This is a genomic window from Pseudomonas sp. S2_E01 (assembly GCF_054668365.1).
On record NZ_CP162762.1, the window covers coordinates 4169479 to 4183492 of the forward strand.

The following is a 14014-nucleotide window of genomic DNA, read 5'->3' on the forward strand; positions in this document are numbered from 1 at the left end:
TTGACTAGACGCGAGAGCGGCGCCTTCCCACACTCGGGCCAGGCTTGCAGCTCTCGAGCACCGACAAGTCACTCATAACAACTACAAAAACGAGGCCCTTCCAATGCGAAATGCATTCGTCCGTCGCACCTCCCGTCTGTTCCTTGGCTGTACGCTGGTGGCTGCAGGCGCCCTGCCCGCCCTCGCCCATGCCGCCTGGCAACCGGACAAGAACGTCGAGATCGTCGTGGCCGGCGGCCCCGGTGGCGGCACCGATCAACTCGGCCGTCTGATCCAGTCGATCATCACCACTCACAAGCTGCTCGATGTGAACACCATCGTCCTTAACAAGGGCGGTGGAAACGGAGCCGAGGCTTTCCTCGACCTGAAAATGAACAAGGGTGATGCGGAAAAACTGGTGATCGGCACCAACAACATCTACCTGTTGCCACTGGTGTCCAAGCTTGGCTACCAATGGCAGGAGCTGACCCCAGTCGCCGCCGTGGCCGAGGATGACTTCATTCTCTGGAGCTACAAGGGCGCGCCGTGGAAGGACGCCAAGGGTTTCTACGAAGCGGCCAAGGCCGATCCATCGAAGATGCGCATGGGGGGCAGCCAGTCCAAGGACGTCGACCAGACCCTGACCCTGCTCCTGAACCAGACCAACAACAGCAAGCTGGTGTACATCCCGTTCAAGAGTGGCAGCGAAGCCGCGACGCAGTTGGCGGGCAAACACATCGCCGCTAACGTCAACAACCCCGCTGAAAGCATCAGCCAATGGCGTGGCGATCAGGTCGAGCCGCTCTGCGTGTTCAGCCGGGAACGCATGAACTACACCGAGAAGGTCGCCGGCGACAAGTCGTGGGCCGACGTTCCGACTTGTCACGAACAGGGCTTGGGCATCGACCAGTATCGTTTCCCGCGCACCGTGTTCATGCCCGGCGAAGTGACTGCCGAGCAGCGCGCGTTCTATGTCGAGCTGATGCGTAAGGTCACCGAGACGCCCGAGTTCAAGGCTTACGTGAAGCAAAACGCTTTGGTGCCGACCTTTCTGGAGGGCGAGCCACTGACCGCCTATATCGAAAAAGACACCGCCCGCGTCACCCCGGTGTTCAAGGAAGCCGGCTGGCTGAAAAACTGAGTCTGTGACGGCCGTACCCCCGGGCACGGCCGTCGCCTCTGGAGGTGTCTTCATGTCCCATTCTTCGGATTCACCGGCACTGGTCGGGACCCGCTGGGTCGAGCTCGGCCTGGCCCTCTTCACTGCGCTGATCGGCGCGGTGGTGATGTATGGCAGCGTCGAACAAGGTATCGGCTGGGGTGATGCCGGCCCTGAACCGGGGTATTTTCCTTTCTACATCGGCCTGATGCTGTGCGCCGCCAGCGTGGCCAACGGCGTGTTGACCCTGGTGCGCTGGCAAGCACTGAACATTGCCTTCGTCAGCCGCAGCGCGTTCAAGCAAGTGCTGTCGGTGTTCATCCCCATTGCCCTGTTCGTCGCCGCCATGCCGTTTACCGGCATCTATGTGGCTTCGGCCTGCTTTATTGCCTGGTTCATGTCTCGTGACAAGGTCCGCGCCAAGCCTTACGGCAAGTGGATGATTGCCTGCGTGTCCCTCGGCGCTGCATTGGCCAGTTATCTGATTTTCGCGTTGTGGTTCAAGGTCCCGCTGGATGCAGGTCCCCTGGGCGACTGGATTGCCATGGCCTGGAGACACTTCAAATGAGCGAATTCGATTCCCTGTTGCAAGGCATGAACCTGATCCTCACACCGGGCCACATCGGCCTGATGGTGGTCGGCGTGCTGTTGGGCATTCTGGTCGGCGTGTTGCCCGGCCTCGGCGCCCCCAACGGCGTCGCGTTGCTGCTGCCGCTGACGTTCACCATGTCGCCGGTGTCGGCGATCATCCTGCTGTCGTGCATGTATTGGGGCGCGCTGTTTGGCGGCTCGATCACCTCGATCCTGTTCAACATACCCGGCGAGCCCTCATCGGTGGCGACGACGTTCGACGGCTACCCCATGGCCCGTGAAGGTCGTGCCGCCGAAGCCCTGACCGCCGCGTTCAGCTCGGCGCTGATCGGCGCACTGGCCGGGGTGTTGCTGCTGACCTTCCTGTCGACCAAGATCGCCGCGTTTGCCATGACCTTCAGTTCACCGGAGTTCTTCGCGGTGTACCTGCTGGCGTTCTGTACCTTTATTGGCATGAGCAAGAACCCGCCGCTGAAAACCGTGGTGGCGATGATGATCGGTTTCGCCATGGCGGCCGTCGGCATGGACACCGTCTCCGGCAACCTGCGCCTGACCTTCGACCAGCCGATCCTGATGACTGGCATCAGTTTCGAAGTGGCGGTGATCGGCTTGTTCGGCATCGGCGAAATCCTCTGCACAGTCGAAGAAGGTCAGGTGTTCCGTGGCGAACGTGCCCGGATTACACCCATGGTCATCCTGCGGACCTGGGCGAAACTGCCGCGCTACTGGTGGACGATTGTGCGCAGCACGCTGGTGGGTTGCTGGATGGGCATCACCCCCGGCGGCCCGACGGCAGCCTCGTTCATGAGCTACAGCATGGCGCGGCGCTTCTCGAAAAATCGCGAAAACTTCGGTAAAGGGGAAGTCGAAGGGGTGATCGCCCCGGAAACCGCCGACCACGCGGCGGGCACCAGCGCCCTGCTGCCGATGCTGACCCTGGGCATTCCGGGCTCGGCCACGGCGGCAGTGATGCTCGGCGGCTTGATGATCTGGGGCCTGCACCCTGGCCCGACGCTGTTCGTCGAACAGCATGATTTTGTCTGGGGCCTGATCGCGAGCATGTACCTGGGCAACGTGGTAAGCCTCATCGTGGTGCTGGCTACGGTGCCGCTGTTCGCTTCGATCCTGCGTATCCCGTTCTCGGTGATTGCACCGATCATCATCATGGTTTGCGCCATCGGTGCCTACACGGTGCACAACTCGTTCTTCGACGTGGTGCTGATGCTGGGCTTTGGCGCACTCGGGTATCTGTTCAAAAAGCTGGGCTATCCGATTGCACCCCTGATTCTGGCCGCCGTGCTGGGCGACAAGGCGGAAGATGCATTCCGCCAGTCGATGCTGTTCTCCGACGGTCACATTGGTATCTTCTGGTCCAACCCACTGGTGGGCAGCCTGACCACCGCCGCCCTGCTGATGCTGTTCTGGCCACTGATTTCCAAGGCACTGGCCAGCGTGCTCGGGCTGCGTAAATCCCCTGTCGGCAAGACCAAATCGGTGTAGTGATGCTGGCAATGCCTGACATTTATTGTCAGGCTTGCCGCAGTCTTTTCTGCGAGTGTCGTCCATGACAAGAATTCCTGAAGCCAATGTGATCCACAGCCGACTGCGACTGCGCCAATTGCGGCTGATGCTGGCGTTGCAGGAATTCGGCTCATTGCGCCGCGCCGCCGATCACATCGGCATGACTCAACCGGCAGCGACCAAAATGCTGCACGAGGCCGAGGACCTGTTGGGCGTCGAGCTGTTCGAGCGTCTGCCCCGGGGCATGCGGTCCACCCCGTTCGGCGAGACCGTGATTTATTACGCGCGCATGGTTTTTGCGGAGCTGAGCGGCATGCGCGAAGAACTGGTCGCCCTCGAATCCGGCAACCTGGGACGAGTGGCCGTCGGGGCCATTCCGGCACTGGCCTCGGGCTTGCTGACCCGCACCATCGCCACCTTGAAACAGAGCCATCCGCGACTGTCGATGAGCATTCAGGTCGACACCAGCGACGTGCTGGTCCAGGCCCTGTTGCAGGACCAGCTCGACATCGTCCTCGGGCGCATCCCCGCCGGTGCGCGGGCCGAGGAGTTGTTGTTCGACAGCCTTGGCGAAGAGGCACTGTGCGTGATTGCCAGTGCGCAGAACCCGTTGGCCAAAGAAAAACACCTGAGCTGGGCGGAGCTGCAGAACATGACCTGGGTGCTGCAACAGCAACCGAGCCCCATGCGCGCGATCATCAATCAAGTGTTTCACAATGCGCGAGTCGACATACCCAGCAGCATCGTCGAAACCACCTCGATCATGACCTTGCTGTCATTGATCCAGCAGACCGACATGCTTGGCGTCACGCCGGTTTCAGTGGTCGAGGACTACCCCGGCCGGGATCTGCTGGCCGTGCTGCCGATCAAATTCGAAGCACGACTGCCGCCGTATGGCTTGATCACCCGGCGCCATCGCATTCAATCGTCGGCCATGCAGGCGTTCATGAATTCGGTGCGGGCCGAGCATGCCCTGAGCAAATAAAAAAAGGACTGGCGCCATGCGCCAAGCCGACGATCCGGCGGCTGACAACAATTGCAATGACTTGGACAAATGGCCAGTAAAGACGTAACGCGCACAGTTACCTAGGCTTGGGATTCACGGCAGCGTCCAGCGAGGACAGGGAATGCACAGGATCACATGCCAAGGGAACGGGCTTATCTTCGGTATCAGCTGTACAAATCACAGGCGAGAAAACAGGCTGTTTCGAGCGTTGTTCAACTTCTCCACGTCACAGCTGGCTCTGCGGCTGTGGACTTATCGAATGTGCGTTTTGAGCCAATTGGCAGGCAAGCATTAAGTGCTTTTGACCGGTGGGAGGATCCACATTTCTCATGGCATGAGGTCATCGAGTGGAAGGCACGGGAGCCACTGGCTCTGGACCTTGCCATCTGGTTGAACGCCGAGCTGTGTGGGCTTTGTTTCGCGAACCCAAATAACAGCCGGCAACGAATCCGTATCGTGAGATTGGAAGGGAGTCCGAGGAGCGCACACCCTTTGAAGGGACGTGTTGCAACTCTCGCCATGATAGTCGTTGAGCAATACGCGCAGGTCATGGGTGCTCGTTTGCTCGAAATTCAGGAGCCACGAGCAGGTGCGGTTTCAATCTATCAGCAGCTTGGCTTTGAGTACGATCGAGAAGGCCGACTTGTCAAAACTTTGGAGAACCTTGTATTTTGAAGACTGTTCAATTGATGACCAGCGGTGGAGGGAATATGCGCAGAACAATCAAAAAATCTTCCACAAGGAAAAGCGCTCATGTTGCGCAAAGCAAAGCAATGGCGGGAGAACTGACGGCGAGCCAACGCCGCCTTCTTCAACTACTCGTCACGGGCATCGTAGGCGAAGAACCCAATCTGCTCGCCGGCCACCCCTGAAAATGGGCAAAAAAAACCGCTCCCAGGGAACGGTTTTTTCATTGCACGGGCGCATTCATCCGAACAGCCAGTACCCCAGCAACGTCAACACCACGACGGCCAACACCGGCCGCAGTACACGGTAGGCTTTGGGGTGGCGGCGCTTGAACTGCTTGACCACACCACTGATCTTGTCGCTGGAACGCTTGCTCCAGGCATACGCCTGGTTGATGCCACCCACGCGCTCATCGTCAAGATTCTGCGGGGCCGTGGCGCGTCCCAGGAAAGCGCTAACCCGTCGGTTGACGCTGGTCATCAGGCGGTTGCTCAAGGGGCGTTCGATATCGCAGAACAGGATGACCCGGGTCTGCTCGGTTTCGTTCTTCACCCAATGCACATAGGTCTCGTCGAACATCACGTCATCGCCATCGCGCCAGGCGTACACCTGGCCATCGACAAAGATGCGACAGTCGTCGGAGTTTGGCGTCGACAGGCCCAGGTGGTAACGAAGGGAGCCGGCAAATGGATCGCGGTGCGGGTTCAGATGACTACCGCCTGGCAGCAACGCGAACATGGCGCCCTTGACGTTGGGGATGCTACTGACCAGCGCCACGGTTTTCGGGCAGAGGGTTTCGGCCGACGGCAAGGGTTTGTCGTACCACTTGAGGTAAAAACGCTTCCAGCCTTTCTTGAAGAACGAACCGAAGCCCGCGTCGTTGTTCTTCTCGGCGGCACGGATGTACCCCTCGTCGAACAGGTGCATCGCTTCATCGCGGATCACCTGCCAGTTGTCCTTGAGCACGTCCAGTTCAGGGAATTTGCTGCGATCCAGATAAGGCCGCGAAGGCACGGCGGAAAACAGATACATCAAGGCGTTGTAAGGCGCAAACAGCGCCGAATGGTTGACGAATTGGCGCAAGACCGGCAAGCGCGCCTTGCCGCGCAGGTGCACATATAGCGTGCTGCCCAGAAACAGCAATAACAGCGACGCTTTCACGGCAAAGGAAAAGGTCATCGACAACTCCTTGAAAATAAGCAACTTTGCGCAACGCCATGTACCCGACGTGGCAGCCAGCCATGATAAGCGCTAAAGACCTTTGAAAAAACCCGACTGATTCAACATTCAGTGTTGAGGATTGCGTAACAAACCCTGGTTAACATAAACCTCCTGAACAGGGGCTGACGGTGATCAGCCCCTGCCCTACAGGCGACGGCAGCGCTTAGGCCTGGGTTTCCTGCTCGGTGAACAGGTCACTGAAGAGCATGCTCGACAGATAACGCTCGCCGGAGTCAGGGAAAATCACCACGATGGTCTTGCCCTGCATTTCTGGGGTTTCGGCCAAACGCGCTGCCACGGCCATCGCTGCACCGCAGGAGATGCCACACAGAATCCCTTCCTCTTGCATCAAACGCAGGGCCATGGCCTTGGACTCTTCGTCGCTGACCAACTCGACCCGGTCAACGATCGACAGGTCGAGGTTCTTCGGCACAAACCCTGCACCGATCCCCTGGATTTTGTGCGGGCTCGGCTTGATTTCATCGCCCGCCAATGCCTGGGTGATCACAGGCGATACCACTGGCTCGACCGCCACCGACAGAATCGGTTTACCCTGAGTGTTCTTGATATACCGCGAAACCCCGGTGATGGTTCCACCGGTGCCGACGCCGGCCACGAGCACATCGACAGCGCCGTCGGTGTCGTTCCAGATTTCCGGACCCGTGGTTTTCTCATGAATGGCCGGGTTGGCAGGGTTTTCAAACTGCGCGGGCATAAAGTGCCGGGACGGGTCGGCAGCGACGATTTCAGTCGCCTTTTCGATGGCGCCTTTCATACCTTTGGCCGGCTCGGTCAACACCAGTTCGGCGCCCAGCGCCTTGAGCACCTTGCGACGTTCGATGCTCATGGAGGATGGCATCGTCAGGATCAGCTTGTAGCCTCGTGCTGCCGCGACAAACGCCAAACCAATGCCAGTGTTGCCGGAAGTCGGCTCGACGATGGTCATGCCCGGTTTCAGTTTGCCGGAGCCTTCAGCGTCCCAGATCATGTTCGCGCCGATCCGGCACTTGACCGAGTAACCCGGGTTGCGCCCCTCGATCTTGGCCAGGATGGTCACGCCGCGCGGCGCGATGCGGTTGATTTGCACCAGCGGCGTATTGCCGATGGAGTGGGCGTTGTCAGCAAAAATACGACTCATGACTGGGTCCTTGATGCAGCGTTGATTAGCCCATCACGGTATGCCTGTTGCCGGTGCTCGTCCAGTCAGGTCGAACGTCCGCCGGCCATCGGAGTCAATGCATTACATCGCCAGGGATTTACCATCATGAAACGTCGCTACAGCTGGCCCTTGTGGATACTTGTTAGCCTCATTGTGTGCCTGATTACCTTGCACATCGCGCTGCCCTACATGGTGCGCGACTATCTCAATGGAAAACTCGCCGACATGGGCGATTACCGTGGCCAGGTGACTGATGTGGACCTCGCGTGGTGGCGCGGCGCCTACAAGATCAACGGCCTGAAAATCGTCAAGGTCGATGGCAAGGTCCCGGTGCCCTTCGTCGATGCACCATTGATTGACCTTGCCGTCAGCTGGCATTCGCTGATCTATGAGCATGCGGTGGTCGCGCAGGTGCAGTTCTTCAACCCGCAAGTCAACTTCGTCGATGGCGGGCCCAACAAACAGAACTCCCAGACAGGTGAAGGCACCGATTGGCGTGAGCAACTGGGCAAGCTTCTGCCCATCACGCTGGATGAAGTGCGCATCTACGACGGCAAGATCAGCTTCCGCAATTTCAATTCCAAGCCGCCCGTCAACATGAACGCGACACAGGTGAATGCGAGTTTCTACAACCTGACCAATGTGGTCGACAAGGAAGGCAGGCGCGACGCGACTTTCGAAGGCAAAGCGTTGCTGTTGGGACATGCACCGCTGGAAGCCACCGCCACGTTCGATCCCCTGAGCAACTTTGAAGACTTCGAATTCCGTCTGCGCGCCAAGGACATCGAACTCAAACGCATGAACGATTTTGCATCAGCCTACGGCAAGTTCGATTTCAACGCCGGCCACGGTGATGTAGTGATCGAGGCGCAAGCGAAAAAGGCCCAATTGACCGGGTACATCAAACCTCTTCTGAAGGACGTTGATGTGTTCAACTGGCAGCAGGACGTGGAGAACAAGGACAAGGGTTTATTCCGCTCCATTTGGGAAGCCATTGTCGGCGGCTCGGAGACGGTACTGAAAAATCAGGGCAAAAATCAGTTTGCAACGCGCGTCGAATTGAGTGGCAACGTGCACCGGCAAGACATCAGCGCATTCCAGGCGTTTCTGCAGATTCTGCGCAATGGTTTCATCCAGGCCTTCAATGCCCGCTATGAGCGCCCCAAGCCTGATGCGGGTTAAGGTTTGGGCCTCACGGTATAACGACCGGAGTCCTCGGCCACGCGCGCTGCGTTTGCCTGCTGTTGTAGAAAATCCCAGCCCAGGCATGCCAGCGCCAAGGATCGAGGCACCGACTCACGACCGCTGCTGTAGCGACTGATGCTGCGGGCGCTTACCCCCAGCGCCTGCGCCGCCTGATTGAGCGGCAGGCCCGTGCGGGCACGCCAGTCGATGAAAATTCGGGTATTTTCGTCCGTGGCGTTCTGCGCCAGCGCATCCAGATACAGCGTGTCTGCGCCGATCTGGATGTCCTGTTCGGGCCATTCCACATTCCAGCCATCATCGCCAAGGGCAGCCCCTTCGAATGCCCCCGGCGCCAATAGCGGCTGCAACCCTGGAAAGGCCAGCAGGTCACGGTTCAGGTCGAGAGTCAGTTGCTGTCCATCGATAAACGTCAGCGCCAGGCGATTGTCGGGCAAAGCCTTCACGGCAGACAACCTTGGCCGTTTCATGGGTAACATCGTTTCCACTCCTCCAGCAGTTGCGCCTGATGGGCGCGGACCCAATCCAGGGCTTCTTTGATAATCAGAGGCGGTGCCAGGCCCATCGTGACTTTGACGGGTTCAAGGCTGAGCACGACATCCAGCCCGCCACCGACGAGGTGGACATGGGGTGGCGGATGGTCTCGTTCGCGCAGTTGAATACGGTATGTATCTCGAAATCGATATTGAGTAGACATGAGGCGCAAGCTATCGCCAAAATGGCGATAGCTCAATACTGGCAAGCCGCCGAGACTGAGTCAAGATGTGACGCTCCATTCAGAGACTGAATAAGCCGTCTGCGTTCCCAGTCGACCGGCCTGCGCGTTATAGTCGGGGACTTGATTATTGCGCCCCGCCCCTGCCCGTCAGGCCGGCCCTACCGTTCGAGGATTAGCAGATGAAGTTCGAAGGCACCCAGGCCTACGTCGCCACCGATGACCTGAAGCTGGCGGTGAACGCCGCCATCACCCTGGAGCGCCCGCTGCTGGTCAAGGGTGAACCAGGCACCGGCAAGACCATGCTGGCCGAACAACTGGCAGAATCGTTTGGCGCCAGGCTGATCACCTGGCACATCAAGTCGACCACCAAGGCGCATCAGGGCCTCTACGAATACGATGCAGTCAGCCGCTTGCGTGATTCGCAGTTAGGTAACGAAAAGGTCCACGATGTTCGTAACTATCTGAAAAAAGGCAAGCTCTGGGAGGCGTTCGAATCCGAGGAGCGGGTGATCCTGCTGATTGATGAAATCGACAAGGCCGACATCGAGTTCCCCAACGACCTGCTGCAAGAACTCGACAAGATGGAGTTCTACGTTTACGAGATCGACGAGACGATCAAGGCGAAGCAGCGGCCGATCATCATCATTACCTCCAACAACGAAAAAGAGCTGCCGGACGCTTTCCTGCGCCGCTGCTTCTTCCACTACATCGCGTTCCCGGATCGCACCACCCTGCAAAAAATCGTCGACGTGCACTACCCGGACATCAAGAAAGACCTGGTCAGCGAAGCGCTGGACGTCTTCTTCGATGTGCGCAAGGTGCCGGGCCTGAAGAAAAAACCGTCGACCTCCGAACTGGTGGACTGGCTGAAGCTGCTGATGGCCGACAACATCGGCGAAGCGGTACTGCGCGAGCGTGATCCAACCAAAGCCATTCCGCCGCTGGCTGGAGCCCTGGTGAAGAACGAACAGGACGTGCAATTGCTGGAGCGTCTGGCCTTCATGAGCCGTCGCGGCACTCGCTAAGCACGTGTAAAAGGGGCCGACGCCATGTTGCTCAACCTGTTCAATGAAATGCGCGCCGCCAAGGTGCCGGTCTCGGTTCGCGAACTGCTGGACCTGATCAACGCGCTTAAACAGCGCGTGACCTTCGCCGACATGGACGAGTTCTATTACCTGGCCCGGGCGATCCTGGTGAAGGACGAACGGCATTTCGACAAGTTCGACCGCGCCTTCGGCGCCTACTTCAACGGCCTGGAGAAACTCGACGACCACCTCCAGGCGCTGATCCCGGAAGACTGGTTACGCAAGGAATTCGAGCGCTCGCTGACCGATGAGGAGCGGGCGGCGATCCAGTCGCTGGGCGGCCTGGACAAACTCATCGAAGAATTCAAGAAACGCCTGGAAGAACAGAAGGAACGCCACGCCGGCGGCAACAAATGGATCGGCACCGGTGGCACCAGCCCGTTCGGCTCAGGCGGCTTCAACCCGGAAGGTATCCGGGTTGGCGATGCCGGCAAGCGCCAGGGCAAGGCGGTCAAGGTCTGGGACCAGCGCGAGTACAAGAACCTCGACGACTCGGTGGAACTGGGCACCCGCAACATCAAAGTCGCCCTGCGCCGCCTGCGCAAATTCGCCCGTCAGGGCGCAGCGGAAGAACTCGACATCGATGGCACCATCGATCACACCGCCAAGGATGCGGGCCTGTTGAACATCCAGATGCGTCCGGAGCGACGTAACACGGTCAAGCTGTTGCTGCTGTTCGACATTGGCGGGTCGATGGATGCGCACGTGAAAACGTGCGAGGAGCTGTTCTCGGCCTGCAAGACCGAGTTCAAGCACCTGGAGTATTTCTACTTCCACAACTTCATTTATGAATCGGTGTGGAAGAACAACATGCGCCGCACTTCCGAGCGCACCTCGACCATGGACCTGCTGCACAAGTACGGGGCCGACTACAAAGTGATCTTCATCGGTGACGCTGCCATGGCGCCGTACGAAATTACCCAGCCCGGCGGCAGCGTCGAGCACTGGAACGAAGAAGCCGGTTACGTGTGGATGCAGCGGTTCATGGAGAAGTACAAAAAACTCATCTGGATCAACCCGTATCCAAAAGATACCTGGGGTTATACGTCCTCGACCAATATCGTGCGGGACTTGATCGAGGACCAGATGTACCCGCTGACGTTGCGGGGGCTGGAGGAAGGAATGCGGTTTCTTTCCAAGTAGTTTTGTGGTGCCTGATGTGGCGCCATCGCGGGCAAGCCCGCTCCTACAGATGCTCAGCAAACCTCTGTAGGAGCGGGCTTGCCCGCGATGCTTTTAGCTATCGGAAAAACGTCGCAGGTATTCAACCTGTTCCCGATGCGCAACCTCCTGCACCACCGGCCGCAACCGCACCTGCTCTCCCGGCAGTCTCTGCGCGAGCCGCGCCAACGCCAATGGAGTCAACGCCCCAAGGCGTGGATAACCCCCGATGGTCTGGCGATCGTTGAGCAACACGATTGGCTGACCGTCTGGCGGCACCTGCACCGCGCCCAGCGGAATACCTTCGGAAATCATCGGTTTCCCCTGATAAGCCAACGCCGGCCCCAGCAGGCGCATGCCCATGCGATCGGCACGGCTGTCGAGTGTCCAGGGGCTGTTGAATGCATCGAACAGACTTTGGCCACTGAACACACCGATCTGCGCCCCCACGATCACATCCAGTGGCGCATCGAGTTTGAAATCCGGCACCTGTTCGGTTGGCACCTCTCGTACCAGCAACGGCGCATCGGCGTGATAGCTCAACGACGCGCCCTTGACCAACGCGTGCCCTCTGCCATCCAGCCCGCCCAGCTCTTCACGCACTACGGTGGCACAACTGCCCAGCACCCGCGGCGCCTCAAATCCGCCCGGCGCGGCGAGATAAGCCCGCGCGCCCAATAGCGGCTGGGTGAACAGCAAACGTTGGCCTTTGCGCATCTTGAAACTGCGCCAAGGCATCAGCGCCTGACCGTCCAGTTGTGCGCCCAGATCCGCACCCGCCAAAGCCAGCAGGCAATCTTCTTCGGCTCCCACGGTAAATCCGCCCAGGGTGATTTCGATGACGGCGGCACCCAAAGCATTGCCCAACAACCAGTTGGCCCACGACATCGAACGCCAATCCAACCCGCCGCCTTGGGTCACGCCCAGGTGGCGTACACCGAATCGACCGGCGTCCTGCAACAGGCACAATGGCGTGCTCGCTTCGATTGAGAGCCGGCTCATGCTTGAACCTCCAACGGCGTGTCGTCACCGCCCAGGTTGATGAACTCGGCATGGCTGATGGGGGCGAACCGCGCAGTGTCACCTGGCTGCATCAGGCTGTACCCCTCGCGATCGCGGTCGAACAATCGGGCCGGTGTGCGACCGATCAGGTTCCAGCCACCTGGAGAGACAGCCGGATAAGCGGCAGTCTGCCGTTCGGCGATCCCGACGCTCCCCGCCGCGACTTTCTTGCGCGGGGTATTCAGGCGCGGCGCGGCCAGCGCTTCCTCCACCAGCCCCATGAAAGCGAAGCCTGGTGCGAAACCCAGCGCGAACACCTGGTACTCACGCTCGCTATGACGGCGGATCACTTCCTCGACTGTCAAACCGCTGCGCTTGGCCAACAGGCTCAACTCAGGACCGACGCTCAGGTCGTACCACACCGGCAACACATGGCATTGGCCGCTGCTGCGGGTATTGGGTGACAGATCGATCAACGCCTCGGCGATCAGCTCTCGAGCCTGCGCAGGACTCAAGGCATTGAGATCGTAATGCACCATCAGCGTCGTGTAGGACGGCACCAGGTCGATGAGCTGTCCGGCAAATGCTGCACGCAGGTTGTCGCTGGCAGCGAGCATCCACGGCATGTTGCTTTCGGCGATTTCGTCGAACAGGCGCACCATCAGGCAATCCAGTGCGACGCCTTCGATGCGCAGCTTCATGATGCCCCCCAGCTGATCAAGGGCTTCACGAATCCGTTGCACCGCCGCCACCGAACTGGCGTTGTCGCCGTGGACGCACAGGGTGTTGGCCCTCAAGTGCAGGGCGCTGCCGTCGGTGGCGGTAAGCGGCTCGCCACGGGCAATCTTCAAGGCCTGGGTGATGATCGTTTCCGGATCGTGGTGCACGGCACCCGGCAGTTGCCGCGAAACCAACCGGCCGGCACTGTCGTAGGCGCGGTCGGCAAAGGCTTCAAACCAAAGGGTCACACCGTATTCATCGCCCAATTGCTGCGCGGCGCTGTTGTCGCGGGTGGCCATCAGCATCAACGGCAATGTCGAGTCGTAGGCTGCAACAGCCTGTAGCACCGCACGCAATTGCGCAGGGTTGGCCATCATGTCGTTGTACATCGCGCCGTGGGGTTTGACGTAGCTCACCCGTCCACCCTGCGCCCGGCACAGACCATCGAGAGCGCCGATCTGGTAATGCAGGATGTCTTGCAGTTCTTGCGCGGTGTACACCATGGAACGCCGGCCGAACCCCACCAAATCCTGATAGGCAGGATGCGCGCCAATCTGCACGCCGTTACTCAGCGCCAGGCTGACGGTCTTGCGCATGATGCTCGGGTCCCCCGCGTGGAACCCGCAGGCAATGTTGGCGCAATCGATGAAGGGCATGACCTCGGCGTCCAGACCCATGGTCCAGTTACCGAAACTCTCGCCAATATCGCAGTTCAATAGCAGACGGCTCACGGTGAACACTCCTGTTGGCTTTGTTCTTTTCAACGGCGGGCAAATCTTCGCGCTGATTTTACGGGTATTGT

13 protein-coding genes and 1 pseudogene are annotated in these 14014 nt (G+C 59.3%); 7 read left to right on the forward strand and 7 right to left on the reverse strand.

From position 1 onward, the window contains the following. Nucleotides 1-103: 103 nt before the first annotated feature. From AB4O36_RS19315 to AB4O36_RS19330, 4 genes are all read left to right on the forward strand, one after another. Nucleotides 104-1120, forward strand: a complete 1017-nt coding sequence (locus AB4O36_RS19315; RefSeq protein WP_460140033.1) for a Bug family tripartite tricarboxylate transporter substrate binding protein — start codon at nt 104-106, stop codon at nt 1118-1120. A 52-nt stretch (nt 1121-1172) separates the two neighbouring features. Next, entirely contained in the window at nt 1173-1706 is a 534-nt protein-coding gene (locus AB4O36_RS19320; protein ID WP_460117263.1) for a tripartite tricarboxylate transporter TctB family protein, read from the forward strand. Next, on the forward strand, nt 1703-3229 hold the full coding sequence (locus AB4O36_RS19325) for a tripartite tricarboxylate transporter permease (protein WP_460117264.1): 1527 nt from the start codon (nt 1703-1705) through the stop codon (nt 3227-3229). The genes AB4O36_RS19320 and AB4O36_RS19325 overlap by 4 nt, the downstream gene beginning before the upstream one ends. Before the next feature lie 64 nt (nt 3230-3293). Then, nucleotides 3294-4235: a LysR family transcriptional regulator gene (locus AB4O36_RS19330; protein WP_460140034.1), complete on the forward strand. Its 942-nt coding sequence runs from the start codon at nt 3294-3296 to the stop codon at nt 4233-4235. A 948-nt stretch (nt 4236-5183) separates the two neighbouring features. Here the strand turns inward: AB4O36_RS19330 and AB4O36_RS19335 are convergent. Continuing rightward, complete coding sequence (locus tag AB4O36_RS19335) at nt 5184-6122, reverse strand: aspartyl/asparaginyl beta-hydroxylase domain-containing protein (RefSeq protein ID WP_460140035.1); 939 nt, start codon at nt 6120-6122, stop codon at nt 5184-5186. Nucleotides 6123-6327: 205 nt separating this feature from the next. After that, nucleotides 6328-7302: a cysteine synthase A gene (gene cysK / locus AB4O36_RS19340; RefSeq protein ID WP_460117268.1), complete on the reverse strand. Its 975-nt coding sequence runs from the start codon at nt 7300-7302 to the stop codon at nt 6328-6330. 126 nt (nt 7303-7428) lie between these two features. Between cysK and AB4O36_RS19345 the strand changes: the two genes are divergently transcribed. Continuing rightward, entirely contained in the window at nt 7429-8505 is a 1077-nt protein-coding gene (locus tag AB4O36_RS19345) for an AsmA family protein (RefSeq protein ID WP_460140036.1), read from the forward strand. Here AB4O36_RS19345 and AB4O36_RS19350 read toward each other — a convergent pair. Together AB4O36_RS19350 and AB4O36_RS19355 are read right to left on the reverse strand one after the other, a co-directional pair. Then, nucleotides 8502-9005, reverse strand: a complete 504-nt coding sequence (locus AB4O36_RS19350; protein WP_460140037.1) for a DUF2442 domain-containing protein — start codon at nt 9003-9005, stop codon at nt 8502-8504. The two genes, AB4O36_RS19345 and AB4O36_RS19350, sit on opposite strands and share 4 nt — an antisense overlap. Then, the gene (locus AB4O36_RS19355; protein WP_460140038.1) at nt 8993-9223 is read right to left on the reverse strand and encodes a DUF4160 domain-containing protein; all 231 of its coding nucleotides are present in this window, start codon (nt 9221-9223) and stop codon (nt 8993-8995) included. The genes AB4O36_RS19350 and AB4O36_RS19355 overlap by 13 nt, the downstream gene beginning before the upstream one ends. A gap of 200 nt (nt 9224-9423) precedes the next feature. On the opposite strand from AB4O36_RS19355, the gene AB4O36_RS19360 reads away from it, so the two are divergent. Together AB4O36_RS19360 and AB4O36_RS19365 are read left to right on the forward strand one after the other, a co-directional pair. Then, entirely contained in the window at nt 9424-10269 is an 846-nt protein-coding gene (locus AB4O36_RS19360; RefSeq protein WP_260522592.1) for an AAA family ATPase, read from the forward strand. Between the two features lie 24 nt (nt 10270-10293). After that, a complete protein-coding gene (locus AB4O36_RS19365) occupies nt 10294-11472 on the forward strand; it encodes a vWA domain-containing protein (protein WP_460117271.1) in 1179 nt (392 codons plus the stop codon). Between the two features lie 93 nt (nt 11473-11565). Here AB4O36_RS19365 and AB4O36_RS19370 read toward each other — a convergent pair whose 3' ends face one another. The 3 genes and pseudogenes from AB4O36_RS19370 to AB4O36_RS19380 form a co-directional block, all read right to left on the reverse strand. Continuing rightward, nucleotides 11566-12492: a 5-oxoprolinase subunit C family protein gene (locus tag AB4O36_RS19370; RefSeq protein ID WP_460140039.1), complete on the reverse strand. Its 927-nt coding sequence runs from the start codon at nt 12490-12492 to the stop codon at nt 11566-11568. After that, nucleotides 12489-13193: a 5-oxoprolinase subunit B family protein gene (locus AB4O36_RS19375; protein ID WP_460142161.1), complete on the reverse strand. Its 705-nt coding sequence runs from the start codon at nt 13191-13193 to the stop codon at nt 12489-12491. Before AB4O36_RS19375 ends, AB4O36_RS19370 begins: the two co-directional genes overlap by 4 nt. Nucleotides 13194-13205: 12 nt before the next feature. After that, nucleotides 13206-13943, reverse strand: a pseudogene (locus tag AB4O36_RS19380) (5-oxoprolinase subunit PxpA); the annotation flags it as partial. Between the last annotated feature and the right edge of the window lie 71 nt (nt 13944-14014).